The sequence below is a fragment of the Streptomyces sp. AV19 genome (assembly GCF_015999245.1).
Lineage (GTDB): Bacteria > Actinomycetota > Actinomycetes > Streptomycetales > Streptomycetaceae > Streptomyces.
The window spans coordinates 840,187-857,139 of the sequence record NZ_JAEAMR010000010.1 but is presented as its reverse complement, the minus strand read 5'-3'; the positions used below and the strand labels follow the sequence as shown (position 1 = coordinate 857,139).

Annotated in this window: 12 protein-coding genes and 1 pseudogene; 6 read left to right on the top strand and 7 right to left on the bottom strand. The window is 75.5% G+C overall.

Annotation, left to right across the window (positions count from 1 at the left end; translation table 11 throughout):
* Nucleotides 1-81: 81 nt before the first annotated feature.
* Nucleotides 82-1,695, top strand: coding sequence for a carboxylesterase/lipase family protein (locus I5Q34_RS22370; RefSeq protein WP_199894079.1), 1,614 nt, complete (start codon nt 82-84; stop codon nt 1,693-1,695).
* A gap of 20 nt (nt 1,696-1,715) precedes the next feature.
* On the top strand, nt 1,716-3,266 hold the full coding sequence (locus I5Q34_RS22365; RefSeq protein WP_199894078.1) for an ATP-dependent DNA ligase: 1,551 nt from the start codon (nt 1,716-1,718) through the stop codon (nt 3,264-3,266).
* 47 nt (nt 3,267-3,313) lie between these two features.
* Here I5Q34_RS22365 and I5Q34_RS22360 read toward each other — a convergent pair whose 3' ends face one another.
* Both I5Q34_RS22360 and I5Q34_RS22355 read right to left on the bottom strand, forming a co-directional pair.
* Nucleotides 3,314-5,335, bottom strand: coding sequence for a glycoside hydrolase (locus I5Q34_RS22360; RefSeq protein ID WP_199894077.1), 2,022 nt, complete (start codon nt 5,333-5,335; stop codon nt 3,314-3,316).
* Between the two features lie 59 nt (nt 5,336-5,394).
* Nucleotides 5,395-5,808: an ankyrin repeat domain-containing protein gene (locus I5Q34_RS22355; RefSeq protein ID WP_199894076.1), complete on the bottom strand. Its 414-nt coding sequence runs from the start codon at nt 5,806-5,808 to the stop codon at nt 5,395-5,397.
* Nucleotides 5,809-6,033: 225 nt separating this feature from the next.
* Here I5Q34_RS22355 and I5Q34_RS22350 point away from each other — a divergent pair, with 225 nt between their 5' ends.
* Together I5Q34_RS22350 and I5Q34_RS34945 are read left to right on the top strand one after the other, a co-directional pair.
* Nucleotides 6,034-6,228: a hypothetical protein gene (locus I5Q34_RS22350; protein WP_004948848.1), complete on the top strand. Its 195-nt coding sequence runs from the start codon at nt 6,034-6,036 to the stop codon at nt 6,226-6,228.
* A 41-nt stretch (nt 6,229-6,269) separates the two neighbouring features.
* Nucleotides 6,270-7,808 (top strand): annotated as a pseudogene (locus I5Q34_RS34945) (hypothetical protein); the annotation flags it as partial.
* Between the two features lie 3 nt (nt 7,809-7,811).
* Here I5Q34_RS34945 and I5Q34_RS22340 read toward each other — a convergent pair.
* The gene (locus I5Q34_RS22340; protein ID WP_199894074.1) at nt 7,812-9,326 is read right to left on the bottom strand and encodes a PLP-dependent aminotransferase family protein; all 1,515 of its coding nucleotides are present in this window, start codon (nt 9,324-9,326) and stop codon (nt 7,812-7,814) included.
* A gap of 120 nt (nt 9,327-9,446) precedes the next feature.
* On the opposite strand from I5Q34_RS22340, the gene I5Q34_RS22335 reads away from it, so the two are divergent.
* On the top strand, nt 9,447-10,163 hold the full coding sequence (locus I5Q34_RS22335) for a YitT family protein (RefSeq protein ID WP_277965398.1): 717 nt from the start codon (nt 9,447-9,449) through the stop codon (nt 10,161-10,163).
* A 234-nt stretch (nt 10,164-10,397) separates the two neighbouring features.
* Nucleotides 10,398-10,772 (top strand): RNA polymerase-binding protein RbpA, encoded by a 375-nt coding sequence (locus I5Q34_RS22330; RefSeq protein WP_199894073.1) that lies wholly within the window; start codon nt 10,398-10,400, stop codon nt 10,770-10,772.
* Between the two features lie 78 nt (nt 10,773-10,850).
* Here I5Q34_RS22330 and fxsA read toward each other — a convergent pair whose 3' ends face one another.
* The 4 genes from fxsA to I5Q34_RS22310 all read right to left on the bottom strand — a co-directional run bounded on the left by fxsA (nt 10,851) and on the right by I5Q34_RS22310 (nt 16,662).
* On the bottom strand, nt 10,851-11,459 hold the full coding sequence (gene fxsA / locus I5Q34_RS22325) for an FxsA family membrane protein (RefSeq protein WP_307811713.1): 609 nt from the start codon (nt 11,457-11,459) through the stop codon (nt 10,851-10,853).
* Between the two features lie 666 nt (nt 11,460-12,125).
* The gene (locus I5Q34_RS22320) at nt 12,126-12,890 is read right to left on the bottom strand and encodes a polyprenol monophosphomannose synthase (RefSeq protein ID WP_199894072.1); all 765 of its coding nucleotides are present in this window, start codon (nt 12,888-12,890) and stop codon (nt 12,126-12,128) included.
* Nucleotides 12,887-14,545, bottom strand: coding sequence for an apolipoprotein N-acyltransferase (gene lnt, locus I5Q34_RS22315; protein ID WP_199894071.1), 1,659 nt, complete (start codon nt 14,543-14,545; stop codon nt 12,887-12,889). The genes I5Q34_RS22320 and lnt overlap by 4 nt, the downstream gene beginning before the upstream one ends.
* Nucleotides 14,546-15,033: 488 nt before the next feature.
* Entirely contained in the window at nt 15,034-16,662 is a 1,629-nt protein-coding gene (locus I5Q34_RS22310; RefSeq protein ID WP_199894070.1) for an amidohydrolase, read from the bottom strand.
* Nucleotides 16,663-16,953: the final 291 nt, after the last annotated feature.

Sequence of the window (16,953 nt, the reverse complement as noted above, 5' to 3'; positions counted from 1 at the left end):
GGCGGTGTCGGCCCGCCGCGGGACGCCGGGCATCCTGTCGGCAGGACCAGGTTGCCCGCCTCCCGCCGAAGGAGCGTCAGCATGCCGCACCCCCGAGCCACCTCACCGGGCCTTCCCGCCCTGGTGACCGCGCTCGCCGCCCTGTTCGCCTCCCTCCTGACCGCCTCCCCCGCGGGCGCCGCGCCGCCGGCCGACCCGGTGGTGCGCACCGCGCAGGGCGACGTGCGCGGCCGCTCCCACGGCACGTACGACACCTTCGGGGGCATCCCCTTCGCCCAGCCGCCCACCGGCCGGCTGCGCTGGCACGACCCCGTACCCGCCCGGCCGTGGCAGGGCGTGCGCGACGCCGGGGCGCCCGGGGCGCGGTGCGCCCAGGCGGATCTGGTCACGGGCGCGTCGATGGGCTCGGAGGACTGCCTGTACCTCAACGTCACCCGGCCGGCGGGGCGCGCCGCCGGCCGCGGCCTGCCCGTCGTGGTGTGGGTGCACGGCGGCGCGTTCATCACGGGCTGGGGCGGCGACTACCCCGCCGGGCGGATGGCCGCCCGTGGCGACGTCGTGGTGGTGACCGTCAACTACCGGCTCGGCGTCTTCGGCTTCTTCGGCCACCCGGCGTTGGCCGGCGCCTCGAACGTGGGGCTGGCCGACCAGCGGGCGGCCCTGCGCTGGGTGCGGGACAACGCGCGGCGCTTCGGCGGCGACCCGGGCCGGGTCACGCTGGCCGGCGAGTCGGCCGGGGCGCTGAGCGCCTGCGCCCAGCTGGTCTCGCCGCAGGCCGCCGGGCTCTTCCGGCAGGCCGTGCTGCAGAGCGGCTCCTGCCGTACGAGCATGCCGCCGGGCGCCGTCGACCCCGCCCTCCCCGCGTGGACCCCCTGGGCCCGGCGGGACGACGTCCGCGCCGAGGGCGCCCGGGCCGCGCGGAGGCTGGGCTGCGACGACCGGGCCGGGGCGCTCGCCTGCCTGCGGGCGCTGCCGGCGCGGAAGCTGGCCACGCCGGAGCTGATGCACGCGTTCTCCGTCGTCGCCTGGGGCGACGGGCAGCTGCCCGAGGAGCCGGGCCGGGCCCTGGAGCGGGGCCGCTTCCGGCGGATGCCGGTCGTCCTGGGCACCAACCACGACGAGATGCGCTACTTCGTCGCCCAGTCCCTCGCCGCGCACCCCGTCCGCACCGAGCAGCAGTACCGGGCGCGGCTGCGGACCTCCTTCGGGCCGGCGGCCGGGGACGTGGAGGCGCTGTACCCGGCCCGCGCGTTCGCGACGCCCGCCGCCGCCTGGGCCAGCGTCCTCACCGACCGCTCCTGGACCTGCACCACGCTGCGGTCCGGCCGCGCGCTGGCGGCGCGGGCGCCGGTGTACGGGTACGAGTTCCACGACCCCGCGGCGCCGAACGTCTTCGGTCTGCCCGACGTCCCCGAGCTGCCCTACGGGTCCGCCCACGCCTTCGAGCTGCCGTACCTCTTCGACATCCCGGCGCCCTTCACCGCTCCCCAGCGCGCGCTCTCCGAGCGGATGACCGGCTACTGGGCGGGCTTCGCCCACGCCTCCGTGCCGCGCGCGCCCGGCGCGCCGCGGTGGCCGCTGCTGCGCGGCCCATCGCCGAAGGTCCTGACGCTGGCCCCGGGGCCGGACGGGACCCGGCCGTCCGACGCCTCCGCGGCTCACCACTGCGCCTTCTGGGAGCGGCACGGGGCGTGAGCCCGGTGCACCATGGAGGCGTGCTGCTCGACGCCCTCGCCCGGGTCTCCTCCGAGGTGGCGGCGGTGCGCTCGCGGACGGCGAAGACCGAGCTGCTGGCCGGGCTGTTCCGGCAGGCGGAGCCCGCGGAGGCGCCGCTCGTCGTCTCGTACCTGGCGGGGCGGCTGCCGCAGCGCCGGACCGGCGTCGGCTGGCGCACCCTGCGGGACGTGCCCGGCCCGGCGGCCGTCCCCTCGCTGACCGTCGCCGAGGTGGACGCCGCGCTCACCGCCCTCGCGGCGGTGACCGGGCAGGGCGCGCAGGCGGAGCGCAAGCGCCTGGTGGACGCGCTCCTGGCCCGCGCCACGGAGCGCGAACAGCACTTCCTGCTCCGGCTCATCGGCGGCGAACTGCGCCAGGGCGCCCTGGACGCGCTGGCCGCCGAGGGCGTGGCGGCCGCCACGGGCGCGGACCCCGGCGAGGTGCGGCGCGCGGTGATGCTCGGCGGCTCGCTGGGCGCGGTCGCCCGCGAGCTGCTGGCGGGCGGGCCCGCCGCGCTGGCGGACTTCCGGCTCCGGGTGGGGCGCCCGGTGCTGCCGATGCTCGCGCGGACGGCCAAGGACGTGGACGAGGCGCTGGACCGGCTGGGGCCGTGCGCGGTGGAGGAGAAGCTGGACGGCATCCGCGTCCAGGTGCACCGCGACGGGGCGGACGTGACCGTCCACACCCGTACCCTCGACGACATCACCGCGCGCCTGCCCGAAGTGACCGCGGCGGCGGCCGCGTTGCCCGTCTCCTCGACCGTGCTCGACGGCGAGGTGATCGCCCTGGACGCCGCCGGGCGGCCGCACCCGTTCCAGGACGTCGCCGGCCGGGTCGGCTCCCGCTCCGGCACCGGGCTGCCCCTGTCGCCGGTCTTCTTCGACGTCCTGGCCGTGGACGGGCGCGAGCTGCTGGACCTGACGACGGCGGAGCGGCACGCGGAACTGGCCCGGATCGTGCCGGAACCGCTGCGCGTCAGGCGCCTGGCCGTCCCCGACCCCGCGGACCCCGCCGCCCGCGCGGCGGCCCGGGAGTTCGCGGCGGAGGTGCTGCGGCGGGGGCACGAGGGCGTGGTCGTCAAGGCCCTCGACGCCCCCTACACGGCGGGCCGGAGGGGTGCCTCCTGGCTGAAGGTGAAGCCCGTCCACACGCTGGACCTGGTGGTACTGGCCGCCGAATGGGGCCACGGCCGCCGCACCGGCCGGCTCTCCAACCTGCATCTGGGGGCGCGGCGCCCGGACGGCACGTTCGCCATGCTCGGCAAGACGTTCAAGGGTCTGACGGACGCGATGCTGGAGTGGCAGACGCGGCGGTTGCGGGAGCTGGCGGTGAGCGACGACGGGTGGGTGGTGCGGGTGCGGCCGGAGTTGGTGGTGGAGATCGCTTACGACGGCCTGCAGCGGTCGTCGCGGTATCCGGCGGGGGTGGCGCTGCGGTTCGCGCGGGTGGTGCGGTACCGGGAGGACAAGGGGGTGGGGGAGGCGGATTCGCTGGACGCGGTGCTGGCGTCCACGGGCCGGGTTTCTCCCCCACCCCGCCCCTTCCCGTAACCGGGGCTCCGCCCCGGCCCCCGAAACCGCGCTCCGCGCGGTTGTCCTCAAACGCCGGACGGGCTGACGTCGACCTCCGCCGGGCACAGGCGGCGCGGCTTCGCGTCGCCCTTCAGCTTCGCGTCCACGCACCCGCCCGGCAGCCCGGCGTACGCCTTCGTCCCGAAGTTGGCGGTCACGGTCAGGACGCCGTTCCCGAACACCGTCCGCTGCACGCTCCGGTCACCGGTCAGTGTGCGGAACGACGTCATCGGCTCCTGGCCCGCCGCCTTGTGCAGCGGCGAGAAGTACTTCTGCAGAGCGGCCAGTTCCTTGCCCCGCTCCTTGAGCGACGGACCGTCCAGGACGAAGTTCAGCGGCGTGTTGTAGAGCATCGCCAGCAGCGCCCGCGTCGTCTTCTGGCGCGGCAGCTTGTCGTAGGACAGCTCCCAGCGCTCGGTGTTGACGAGCGAGTCGTGCAGCGCCGTCTCGTACAGCGGGACCCGGTACGCCGGGTCGTACATCGCCTTGGCGACGTCCGCGGGCAGTTCGGCCGGCTTGAAGAAGAAGTCCGGTGCCTTGGCCGGGGCGTAGCGTCCCCACTTCTCCCTGTCGCGCTCGGCCGCCCAGAGGCCGTCGGCGACGGGCGTCCCGGAGCCGTGGTCGAAGGCGAGGACGCCGTTGGCCCAGGAGCCGGCGGACTCGGAGCCGAGGACGAGGCGGTTGCCGTCGGTCAGGCGCTTCATCCGGGCCAGGCGGTTGGCACGGTCGCGGGACTTGGTCATGGGGTGGGCCGCGCTGTGGTCGCGGAAGAGCTCGCCGGCCGCGTCCACGTCGAGGAAGTAGCTGTCGGCTCCGTTGGCGGTCATCTTCCGGGTGCGCTCGGCGAGGTAGTGCTTGCCGGGCTCGGCCTTCTCGAAGGCCTCCGAGCTCAGGTAGCAGCCGCGGTCGTGGAAACCGGGCTCCTCGCTCCCGTCGGCCCGCCGGACGCAGAAGTCCGGGTACAGGGTGCCGGGCCAGGAGGACGTGGACGCGTCGGAGGTCTCGGGGTCCTGGCCGTTGGCGAAGGAGTCGTACGGGCCGACGAGGTAGCCGGCCTTCTTCGCCTCGGCGACGGCGGCGGCGTCCATGGCCCCGCCATCCGCGTCGTAGCCGAGCCACATGCGGTCGACGCCGAGGCGGCGCAGTTCGCGGACGCCCTCGGCGGTGCGGGCGCGGCCCCACGCGTAGGTGTGGAAGGCGCCGAGGAGCTTCTTCGTGGCGGGCTGCGCCTGGGCCTTGCGGCGCAGGCTGCCGAGCTGCCCGTGTTCCTGGAGCCAGGCCCGGTGGTCGAGGGCGGGGGCGACCGGGGAGCCGTCGGTGAGGGAGAAGGCGACCGTGTAGTCGGTGGTGCCGTCGGCCCGCGAGAAGCCGTGCGTGGCGGTGGCCCGCAGCCGGCCGTGCTCGGAGGTGACGCCGAGGGTGGTGCCGATGTCGGTGGGCACGAGGTAGCTCGCCCCGAGGCCCTTGCCGAGGGTCCAGCCCCACAGCGGGAGGGACAGCTGGGAGTCCATGCCGATCTTGTCGCCGACGAGTCCGGCGCGGGAGGAGTTCCAGAAGGGGTCGGCGACGGGCAGGGACAGCCCTTCGCCGCGCGGCAGTTGGAGGGCGGAGGCGGCCCGGTCGCCGCCGGTGACGGGCCAGGCCAGCGTCCGGTCGGCGCTGCCGGTGGAGCGCACGGAGACGACGAGCCGTCCCTTGTCGGCCCGTGCGGTGACGGTCAGTCCGGTCCCGGCGTAGGTCCAGCGCGCGCCCCCGTCCACGACGGTGACGCGTCCGGCTTTGCCCGGCGAGGCGGCGGCGGGCGCGGAGAGTTCGGCCGTGCCCGCCCCGGTGCGGGCGGTCACCCGCAGCGTGGCGGTGTCGACGGTGGCGGTCCCGCCCCGGACGGGGACGTCGACGAGGCCCCCGTGGACCCTGATCCCGGTCGCGGCCGCCCCGGCCGCGGCGGGCGCCGCGTCGGCGGACGAGGCGAGCGTGACGCAGGGCAGGGTGACCGCGAGGGCCACGGCGGCGGCGCGAACGGCGTGACGTGAAGTAGTGATGCGCATGGGGGAGTTGATATCGGGCGGACGTAAGAGGTTTCTAAGACCTCTGCCGCTACCGCCGGTTACTCCTTGGCGAACAGCTCCAGCAGGTCCTGCCGCCCGAACATGCCCGCCGTCTCGACCGCCGACGGCGTGCCCGCGGCCGGGTCCGCGCCGTGCTCCACGAGCAGGCGGATCACCTCGTCCTCGGACTTGAACACGGCGCCGGCCAGCGGCGTCTGGCCGCGGTCGTTGGCCCGGTCCGGATCGGCCCCGCGGGCCAGGAGGGCCTCGACGGCGCTGGGGTGACCGTGGTAGGCGGCGAGCATCAGCAGGGTGTCGCCGCGGTCGTTGGTGAGGTTGGCCGGGACGCCGGCGTCCACGTACGCGGCGAGGGTGTCGGTGTCGCCGTGCCGCGCCAGGTCGAAGACCTTGGCGGCGAGCTGGAGCACCTCGGGGTCGTGGGCGGGCTCGGTCTCGGGGCTGGGGTCGGGCATGGCTGCGTCCTCGGGGTTCGGAGGGTCCGGGCTTCCGGCCCCACCCTACGCAGGACCGCCGCGTGCCGAACCCCGGGCGGCGCGGCCGGGTCCGACCGGGTGACCGGGCGGCGTTTCACTCGTGTGCCTCTTCCCGGATGTCGCGGTTCCTGCTTGCTGTGACCCTGGAGGGACCCATGGTGACCGCCCCACCAGGTGACCGCCCCACCAGTCAGGAGACCCTCCATGATCCTCTCCATCTCCGGCGTCGTGCTGCTGGGCATCGTCGTGTTCCTGTTCTTCCGCAAGGACGGGCTGAAGGCGTCCCACGCGCTCGTCTGTGCCCTGTTCGGCTTCTACCTCGCGGGCACGGCCATCGCTCCCAGCATCAAGGCGGGCGGCGCCAGCCTCGCCGGGCTGCTCGGCGGCCTGAGGTTCTAAGACCTCGGGGTCCGTACCAACGTCGTCCACAGGAGGCCGCCATGGGCCGGCGAGGAGTCCCCCGCACCCTGTCCGACCGCGCCGCGTCCGGCCGGGAACCGCTCGCCTCCGGGCGGGAGTTCACCCGGTCCGTCGCCGACGGCGCCCGGGACGTGCTCCACCCGGTGATCACCGTCGCCCGCGGCCTGCGCTCGCTGGCGGCCGCCGGGCGGCGGGGCTGGGCACGCACGCCGCGGGACCGGCGCGGCGCCGCCCTGCTGCTGGCCGCCTCGTGCGTGCTCATCGTCGCGCTCGTGCCGTACGGCCCGCCGCTCGCGGCCGCCGCCCTGCTGGCGGCCGGCGCGTGGCGCGGGCGCGACCGGGCACAGGAGCCGACGGGCCGTCAGGATCCGCTGGCAGCACGGCTGCAGTCGCTGTACGAGGCGCTGATGCCCTACTTCTCGTCCCCCACGGACCCCACGCCGCTCTACTGCCACGGGGGCACCTGGCGGCAGGTCTTCGAGGACCACGCCTTCGACGAGGAGGGCCGCCTGGTCGCCCTGCGGCTGCGCTACCCGGCGTACTTCACGGACGGCGAGAGCGACGCGCGCGCCAGGGTCGAGCACCTGCTGTGGATAAGGGCGGGGCGGGACCGGGAGTACCGCTTCGCCTGGGACGAGGAGGGCGGCACCCTGACAGTCACCGCGCTGCCCGCACTGCCGGCCGGGATCGGGGCGCAGCGCTTCGTGACGGCGCCGGGCGAGACCGTCCTGGGGTTCACGGACGCGGCCACCGTCCAGCGGACGCTGCCGGTGACCGACGGGGAGCGCACCCACGACGTCCCGCCGGTCGTCTGGCGCACCGGCCGGCAGTCCGCACAGCCGCACCTGCTGGCCCTGGGGACGCCCGCGGCGGGCGTCACGACGCTCCTGCGCTCCATCCTGCTGCAGGCGCTCCCGCACGGCGACGCGGTCGTCGTGGACGGCGGCGGCACCGGCGAGTACGCCTGCCTGGCCGGCCGCGAGGGCGTGCTGGCCGCGGAGTCCGCGCTGCCCGGCTGCCTGGCGGCGCTGGAGTGGGCCGCGCGGGAGACGCAGCGCCGGCTCGTGGCCACCAACACCGCGCGGCAGCAGGGGCGTCCGGCCCCCGAGGACGTCCGCCGCGCGCTGTGGGTGGTGGTGGACCGGCCCGCCGCGCTGGGCGAACTGGCCGCCAGGCAGGGGCTGTCGGACCCGCAGGAGCTGCTCCAGGTGCCGCTGCGGCACGGCCGGGCCGCGAACGTGACGGTCGTCGTCGGCGAGCAGCTGGAGAACGCCCGGCTGCTGGCCGAGGCGGTGCTCGCGCACACCCGGGCCCGGGTGCTGCTGGGCCCGGTCCCCGCCGAGCGGGTGCACGCCGTGCTCGGCGCGCCGCCGCACACCACCCCGGTCGACGACGTGCCGCCGGGCCGGGGCTACGCCCGGCTGGGCACCGGCCCCGTGCACCGCCTCCAGGTGCCGGCCACGCCCGACCCGTACGACGAGGGCGCCCCCGACGCGCAGCGCCGCGCCGTGCTGGCGCTGCTGCCGGAGTGGCCGCCGCAGGCCGCCCCCGCGCCGGGCGGCTCAGGCCACGAAGGTGCGGGGGGCGTCGACGGCGACGGGGGCGCCGGTGGCCACCAGGCGGGCGGCCTCGGCGAGGCGCGCCACCGCCTCGTCGGCGACGGGAGCGGCGACGGTGAAGGGCAGGCGTACGTACCCCTCGAAGGCCCCGTCGACCCCGAACCGCGGTCCGGACGGCACGCGTACCCCCAGCCGTTCGCCGACCTGGGCGATGCGCGAGCCGGAGAGCCCGCCGGTGCGCACCCACAGGGTGAGCCCGCCGCGCGGGACGCCGAACTCCCAGTCGGGGAGCCGTCGTTCCAGGGCGTCCACGACGGCGTCCCGGCTGGCGCGGACCTCGTCGCGGCGTACGGCGACGGCGGCGTCCCAGCCGCCGCCCTCCAGCAGCCAGGCGACGGCGAGCTGTTCGAGCACGGGGGTGCCGAGGTCGGCGTAGGGGCGGGCGGCCACCAGGCTGCGGATCACCTCGGGGGCGGCGCGCACCCAGCCGATCCGCAGTCCGGCCCAGAAGGACTTGCTGGCCGAGCCCACGGTGACCACGGTGCTGCCGGCCGGGTCGAAGGCGCAGACGGGGCGGGGCATGCCGAGCCCCGGCTCCAGGACGAGGTCGCTCATGGTCTCGTCGACGACGAGCACGGTGCCGGCGGACCGGGCCGCCTCGACGAGTTCGCGGCGCTGTCCCTCGGGGGCGAGGGAGCCGGTGGGGTTCTGGAAGTCGGCGATCACGTAGGCCAGCCGGGGAGCCGCCTCCCGCAGGACCTGGCGCCAGGCGGGCAGGTCCCAGCCGCCGAGCCGGTCGGCCATCCCGACGGGCACGAGCCGGGCCCCGGCCTCGCGCATGAGCTGAAGGACATTGGCGTACGACGGTGACTCGACGGCGACCCGCTCGCCGCGCCCGGCCAGCAGCCGGCAGATGGCGCCGACGGCGCCCATCGCCCCGGTGGTGACCATGATCTGTTCGGGCATGGTCGGCACGCCGCGCGCGGTGTAGCGGTCGGCGAGCGCCTGCCGGAGCGCGGGCAGGCCGGCGGGGTAGTCGCCGTGGGTGTGCGCGTAGGGCGGCAGTTGCTCCAGCGCGCCCTGGAAGGCGTGGGTGAGCCAGGGTTCGGGGGCGGTCAGGGCGGCGCAGCCGAGGTCGATCATCGAGCCGGTGGCGTCGGGCGGGAGCGGGTCCAGCGCGCGGCTGGGCAGCGGGCTGCCCGCGGGCACGGCGCTCCAGCTGCCGGCGCCGCGCCGGGATTCGAGGAAGCCCTCGCCGCGCAGGGCCTCGTAGGCGGCGGCCACGGTGGTGCGGCTGACGGAGAGCGCGGCGGCGAGCTCGCGCTCGGCGGGCAGCCGGGCGGCCACCGGAACGCGGCCCTCCAGCACGAGCAGCCGGATGCGGTCGGCGAGGGAGCGATAGGCGGGCACGCGGCGGCCGCCCCGCGCCGTCACCGCGCCCGCCGCCCCGTCCCCGCCCTGGGCGTCGAGGAGCCGGGCGAGCTGCTGTGCCCCCACGGTGGCGATCCACTGACTCATCGTTGCAGTCCACCTTCCGGTAATTGGCCATGGATCTTCGGTGCTTCCAGTCCACAGACTGCCACGAGAAAGGCCACCCGCACCACCGTCGGGGTTCGGCCGACGACATCGGGAGGGGTTGTGCCGACACCGACACGGGCCGGGACGAAGACGAAGGGGATCGCCGGCCGTCTCGTCCGGCTGTACGCCGGACTCGCGCTGTACGGGGTGAGCGCGGGGCTCCAGTTGCGGGCGGGGCTGGGGCTGCCGCCGTGGGACGTGCTCAACCAGGGGGCGGCCCGGCATGCCGGGCTGTCGATCGGGACGGCCTCGATCCTGATCGGCGCGCTGGTGCTGCTGCTGTGGATCCCGCTGCGCCAGCGGCCGGGGCTCGGCACGGTCTCCAACGTCCTGCTGATCGGGCTGACGCTGGACGCCACGCTCGCCCTGGTGCCCGCGCCCGCCTCGCTGTGGGCCCGGATCCCGCTGCTCGCCCTGGCCGTGACGCTGTGCGGGCTGGCGACCGGCCTGTACATCTCGGCCCGCTTCGGCGCGGGCCCGCGCGACGGGCTGATGACCGGGCTGCACCGCAGGACCGGGCGCTCGGTGCGGCTCGTGCGCACCTGCATCGAGCTGGTGGTGCTGACGACCGGCTTCGCGCTGGGCGGCTCCATCGGGGCGGGTACGGTGCTCTTCGCGGTGGCGATCGGCCCGCTGGCCCAGTTCTTCCTGCGCCTCTTCGGCCCCGCGGAGAACCCTTCGGGGAGCCGGGCCGTGGCCGGGAACGCACCCGTCACGGCCGTCGCACCCGTCCTCGCGGAGACCCCCGCCGTACGACCGGGATCAGCGAGCCGGTAGTGTACGCCCCTGACCCACCGGATTAACCGTTACTGCGCGCTGAAGTGCCAGAAACGCTGGGTGACATCTGTTGTCAGATGTGACAAACCGGGCGCTGGTGGGTACAACAAGGGGCGGCACGACGGGCGACGCATGTCCCTCAACGGGGAATCTTCACCGCCGACCGGACGTTGACCGGATGACGACGACAGCGACACCTGTCCTGTGGGCGACAAGCCCGGGAGGCACGAATTCATGAGTGAGCGAGCTCTCCGCGGCACGCGACTTGTGGTGACCAGCTACGAGACCGACCGCGGCATCGATCTGGCCCCGCGCCAGGCGGTGGAGTACGCATGCCCGAACGGCCATCGCTTTGAGATGCCGTTCTCTGTAGAGGCGGAGATTCCGCCGGAGTGGGAGTGCAAGGCGTGCGGCGCCGTGGCACTCCTGGTGGACGGCGACGGTCCTGAGGAGAAGAAGGGCAAGCCCGCGCGTACGCACTGGGACATGCTCATGGAGCGGCGCACCCGCGAGGAGTTGGAGGAGGTGCTGGCCGAGCGGCTGGCGGTCCTGCGCTCCGGCACCATGAACATCGCGGTGCATCCGCGCGACAGCCGTAAGTCGGCCTGACGGCCGCGGCGTACGGCGACCGCGTACGACGAAGGGCCCGGCCACCGCTTCGGCGGTGGCCGGGCCCTTTCGCGTGCCCTAGCGGGGCAGCTGCGGGTCGTCCGCGCGCGGGGACGGGCGCTCGTCGTCCCGGATCACCTGGCCCTGGACCACCTTGCCGTCCGGGGTGCGCATGCGCGCCTGCTGGAACGCCCGGCCGCCGGCGGAGCGCTCGAAGCGGCGGCCCACGGCCTTGCGGATCGCCGAGCGGGTCGGGGGGAACAGGCACAGCAGGCCGGCCGCGTCGGAGAGCAGACCGGGCACTATCAGCAGGAGCCCGCCCAGCATCGTCAGGGCGTTGCCGCCGCCGGCTTCCCCGTCTGCCTTGCCGTCTGCCTTGCCGTCTGCCTTGCCGTCTGCCTTGCCGTCTGCCTTGCCGTCTGCCTTGCCGGGGTCCTGGAGCGACTCCGTCAGCCGCTGCCAGGCCCGGCGCCCGGCCCGCTTGATCACGTACGAACCGGCCACCACGCCGGCCACCAGCAACGCGAAGACGGCCCACCCGCCCGCCGCGTCGCCGACCAGGATCAGGAGCCAGATCTCCAGGACGGCCCAGACGGCGATGGCGAGCGGAATGAGCTTGCGCGGGCCTCCGCGGAGGGGCCTTCGGCTCTGGCTGTTCATGGGCTGCTGCGGCGTTCCGAACGTCATGCCTCAAGTGTGCCTGGGCGGCGGAGTGTGCCCCCGCCCCGCCCTCTCCCCGTCTCCTCCGGGGCCCCGCCCCGGGACCCGGCACCGCGCTCCGCGCGGTGAGGCGGGGGCTACGCCCCCTGCACCCCGCTTCGGGGCTCCGCCCCGGCAAAACCCGGGGGGGGGCTCTGAAAGGGCACGGGGGGCGAAGCCCCCGTACCGGCGCGCGCAGCGCGGCCTCAGGGTCCGGGGCTCACTCCCGAAAGGGGTCTCAGGGGCCGACTCCGGTGGGGTCCAAGGGCGCGACCCGGTAAGAGGCCCGGGGCAAAGCCCGGAAATGGGCACGGGGCGGAGCCCCTGCCACTGCGCGGCGCACGGTTCCGGCCCGGGACGGGCGCAGCCCCGGTGGAGGCGCAGGGAGGCGGAGCCCCCGCCCGTCCGCACGGAGCGCGGGCCCTGCGGCACCCCCCGCCCGTCCCCGCGGGTTGCGAAGGGGCGCAGCCCCTGCGGAAACGGTGGAAGGGCGGGGCGGGGGCAAATCCCCACCTCGGGGCCGCCCCGGGCCGGGCCCCCCGAGCCATCGCTACCCCGGGCCCGAGCCGCGGCCGCCCCGGACCAGAGCTACCCGAGCCGCGCCCACCCTCGGGCCGGGGCGGCCTCCAGCCGGGCCCCCGGGGCCACCCCGCCCTACCCCCGACGCCCCAGCGCCTTCGACACCCGCGCCCCGACCCCCCACGACGTCACCCGCCACAACGCCTCCGCGACGATGTCACGGCTCATCTTGCTGTCCCCCAGCTCCCGCTCCACGAACGTGATCGGCACCTCCACCACGTGGAAGCCCGCCTTCACCGCCCGCCAGGCGAGGTCGACCTGGAAGCAGTACCCCTGCGAGGCCACCTCCTCCATGCCCAGCCCCTCCAGCGTCTCGCGCCGGAAGGCCCGGTAGCCGCCGGTGACGTCGCGCAGCGGGACGTCGAGCATCAGCCGGGAGTACGTGGAGCCGCCCTTGGACAGGAACTCGCGGGACTTGGGCCAGTTCACGACCCGCCCGCCGGGCACCCAGCGGGAGCCCAGCGCCAGGTCGGCGCCCTTGAGCGCGGTGAGCAGCCGGGGCAGTTCCTCCGGCTGGTGCGAGCCGTCCGCGTCCATCTCGACCAGGACGCCGTAGCCCTGGTCCAGGCCCCAGCGGAAGCCGGCCAGGTAGGCGGCGCCGAGGCCCTCCTTGCCCTTGCGGTGCAGCACGTGGACGTGGTCGTCGTCGTGGGCCAGCTCGTCGGCGATCTTGCCGGTGCCGTCCGGGCTGTTGTCGTCGGCGACGAGCACGTGCGCCTCCGGCACGGCGGCCCGCACCCGGCCGACGATGGGCTTGATGTTCTCCGCCTCGTTGTAGGTCGGAATGATCACCAAGGTCGTACCGAGCGGACCGAATCTCCGCTGACCGCCGTCTGTCACTGCTGGCCCTTCTTGTTCATGGTCTCCTCCGGTCGTTTCCGACGGCCGATCAGCAGGGCGGCCGCGCAGGAGAGGAGGCCCACGATAGCGAGCGCCCACTCGGGCGCCGCACCGGCTCGGTCGGCCACGGTGGTGCCGTCCCTCAGCGGAATCGTGGCACTGATGACCTGCCGGGTGAACTCCGGGGCGCGCTGCACGACCGTCCCGTCCGGGCCGACGACCGCGCTGATGCCGCTGGTCGCCGCCGTCACCACGGCCCGGCCGTGCTCGACGGCCCGCAGCCGGGACATGGCGAGCTGCTGCTCGGGCTGGTCGGTGCGGCCGAACGTCGCGTTGTTCGTCTGCACCACCAGCGCCCGCGCGCCCGCGTTCACGGTCTCGCGGACGATCTCGTCGTAGGCGACCTCGAAGCAGATGACGTCGCCGAGACGGGCCGGGCCCACCTTCATGACGCCGGTGTGGTCGCCGGGATAGAAGTCGCGGGGCACCCGCTGCAGCCGCGAGATGACCTTGCTGAGCTGCTCGCGGAAGGGCACGTACTCGCCGAACGGCACGGGGTGCTGCTTGGTGTACGAGGCGCCGGGGCCGGTCCTCGGGTCCCAGACGATGCCCTCGTTGTAGACGTAGCCCGCCTTGGTGGGGTGGTCGACCAGTGCGCCGACGAGCACGGGGACGCCGATCGCCCTGGCCGCCTGGTCGATGCGGGCGTAGGCGGCCTTGTCCTGGAACGGGTCGAGGTCGGAGGAGTTCTCCGGCCAGATGACCAGGTCCGGCTTCCGCACCCGGCCCGCCCGCACGTCCCGGGCCAGGTCCAGGGTCGCGTCGACGTGGTTGTTGAGGATCATCATCGGGCGGCCCAGGAAGTCCATGCCCGGCTTCTGCACGTCGCCCTGGACCACGGCGATGTTCACCGTGTCGTCGGCCTTCGTCGGCACGGGGACCGCGTACCCGGCCAGGGTCGCCGCGAGGGCGATCGCCACGGCCTCCACCGCGGGCAGCAGCGGACGGACGCCGCGCGGCGTCCCGTTCCCCCGCGGACGCCGGGCCGCGAGCACCGCGAAGGCCAGCAGCCCGCCCGCCAGGGCCACGGCGAAGGACACCAGCGGGGCACCGCCCAGGGCCGCGAGCGGGGTGAACGGCGAGTGGGTGTTGGCGAAGGCCAGCCGCCCCCAGGGGAAGCCGCCGAACGGCATCCGGTCGCGCGCCCACTCCTCGGCCACCCACAGGCAGGCCGCCCACAGCGGCCACCCGCGCAGCCGCGAGACGACCGCGAGGGCGGCCCCCAGCAGGGCCACGAACAGCGACTCGGCGGCGGACAGGCCGAACACCACGTCGTAGCCGACCACGTTCAGCCAGCGCAGCAGCAGGAAGAAGAACGGCAGGGCGAGGACGAAGCCCGTCCAGGCGCCCTGGCGGGCGGTGCGCCCGTGCGTCAGCAGGGCCAGCGCCGCGACCGCGAGCACCGACAGCGGCCACAGGTCGTACGGCGGGAAGGCGAAGGCCAGCACGACTCCGGTCGCGGCCGCCAGGCCGGTGCGCGCCGCCTCGCGGCGGGCCAGCGCGGCCAGCCGGGCGGCCCGGCCGGGGCGCGGCGCCGCGCGGGGCGGTGCGGAGTCGCCGACGGCTGCGGCGGAGGTGTCGGAACCCGGGGGCACGGTCGCGCCTTCCTGGAAGTCGTTCAGGGGTCACGTGACCGTACCTCGGTCTCGGGACAGCCTGCTCCCAGGGTGCGGGAAGGCTCGGGGAAGCGGGGACGGCGGGTGGGGCGCGGTGTCCTTCGGGCCGGCCGGGGAACCGCTGGCTGCGGGTCCCTGGAACCGTTGTCTACTGAACGTCCGGGCCCCACCCGGGTCACACCTGCCGACCCGGTGGAACTCCCCCGCCCCCGTGCGCTGGACCTGGCTCCCAGTGGCGGTGCGCGGTGGCGCCCCGTCCCATGGCCCAGCGGCGTTCGACGACTGCGTGGAGTTCTCCGGTCGGACGTCCTGTGGTGGACCCGGCCGAACCTACCGGCCGCGGCCCGCACCCTGTCAACAGCCGTTTGACCTGCGTCGTTGTCTCAAATCACCAGGTCAGTACGGAGGACGTCACGCAGGGCGACAGGCCGAGGGCACGTCGTTCGGCGGTACGCGGCGCGGGTGCGTCACTCGTTCGGCCGCGCGTGGACGGTTCGGCCGCCCACCACCGTCCGGACGCAGACGGGCAGTTGGCCGCCCGGCGTGAGGTCCGGCAGGCCCGGGGTGCCCGAGCGCGGGTCCGTGGACCAGTTGGCGACGCGGGTGTCCGGCACCTGCACGACCAGGTCCCCCGCCTCCCACACCGCGTAGTCCGCCGGCGCGCCCGGCACCAGCACGCCCGCGTCGTCGCGGCCGATGGCCCGCCAGCCGCCACGGGTGTGCGCGGTGAAGGCGGCGCGCACCGAGATCCGGTGCTCCGGCGTGCGGTGGAAGGCGGCGGCCCGCACGGTGCCCCAGGGGTCGAGCGGGGTCACCGGGCTGTCGGAGCCCAGCGCCAGCGGCACGCCCGCGCGCAGCAGGGCCGCGTACGGATTGAGGGCGCGGGCCCGCTCGCGGCCCAGGCGGGCGGCGTACATGCCGTCCTCGCCGCCCCAGGCGGCGTCGAAGGCCGGCTGGACGGAGGCGGTGAGGGCGAACTCGGCGAAGGCGGCGATGTGCTCGGGGGTGAGCATCTCGGCGTGCTCGATCCGGTGACGGGCGGCGCGCACCTTGTCGAGGCCCAGCTTCTCGGCCGCCGCGCGGAGGCCGTCCACGACGGCGGTCAGCGCGGCGTCGCCGATGGCGTGGAAGCCGGCCTGGATGCCCGCCTCGGTGCAGGCGGTGACGTGGGTGGCGACGGCGGCCGCGTCGAGGTGCCCGGTGCCCGTGCCGCCCCGGGTGTCGGCGTACGGCTCGTGCAGGCAGGCCGTGTGCGAGCCGATCGAGCCGTCGACGAACAGGTCGCCCGCCGCGCCGAACGCGCCGAGCTCGCGGATCCGTCCCGCGTCGTTCGCGGACGCGATGGCCTCGGCCCAGTAGCCGACGACCCGGGGGCCGGGCTCCTGCGCGGCGAGCCGCAGCAGCCCCGTCAGGTCGTCCTCGCCCGAGATCTGCGGGCCGGCGCACTCGTGGATCGAGCCGATGCCCAGCGAGGCGGCCCGGGCGAGCGCGGCACGCTGCGCCTCGGTGCGCTGGGCGGGCGTGACGGCGGCGTGCGCCGCGGCGCGGACGGCGTGGTGCGCGGCGTCGGTCAGCGGCTCTCCGGGGCTGAAACCACGCAGGTCGTGGATGCCGGGGACGAGGTCGAGGAGGGCCGTGGTGACCACCGCGGAGTGGACGTCGGACCTGGTGAGGTAGAACGGCCTGCCGCCCGTGGCCTCGTCGAGCTCGGCCCGGGACGGCGCCCGGCGCTCGGGCCAGCGGTCGTCGTCCCAGCCGTGCCCGAGCAGGATCCGGTCCCCCGGACGGGCGGCGGCGTGGGCCCGCACCCGGTCGAGCGCCTCGCCGAGCGTCGCCGCGCCGGTGAGGTCGAGACCGGTGAGCGCGAGGCCGGTGGCGGTGGTGTGCACATGCGCGTCGGTGAACGCGGGGGTGACGAGGGCGCCCTGGAGGTCGATCACCTCGTCGACGCCGTCGGCGAAGGAGTCGGCGGCGCCTTCGGAGCCGACCCAGGCGATATGGGCGCCTTCGACGACCATGGCGGTGGCGAAGGGGTCTGCGGGGCTGTGCACGTCGCCGTTGCGCAGCAGGACGGTGGTGGTGTTGCGCTCGCTCATGGCACCAGTGTGGCGCGACTGGACGCGCGGCTAGTGCGCGGGTGGGTGGGTTTGCCCCGGACCCGCCCTTTCACCGTTTCCTCCGGGTCAAGCCCCGGGCCCGCAACGCGGCTTCGCCGCGTTGACCGGGGGCTTCACCCCCTGGGCCCCTTGAACCGCGCTGCGCGCGTTGACCGGGGGCTCCGCCCCTGGACCCTTGGAACCGCGCTGCGCGCGGTGGGCGGGGGCTGCGCCCCCTGCGCCCCCGAAGCGCCCTTCGGGCGCTGTCCTCAAGCTCCCCGGAGGGGGCAA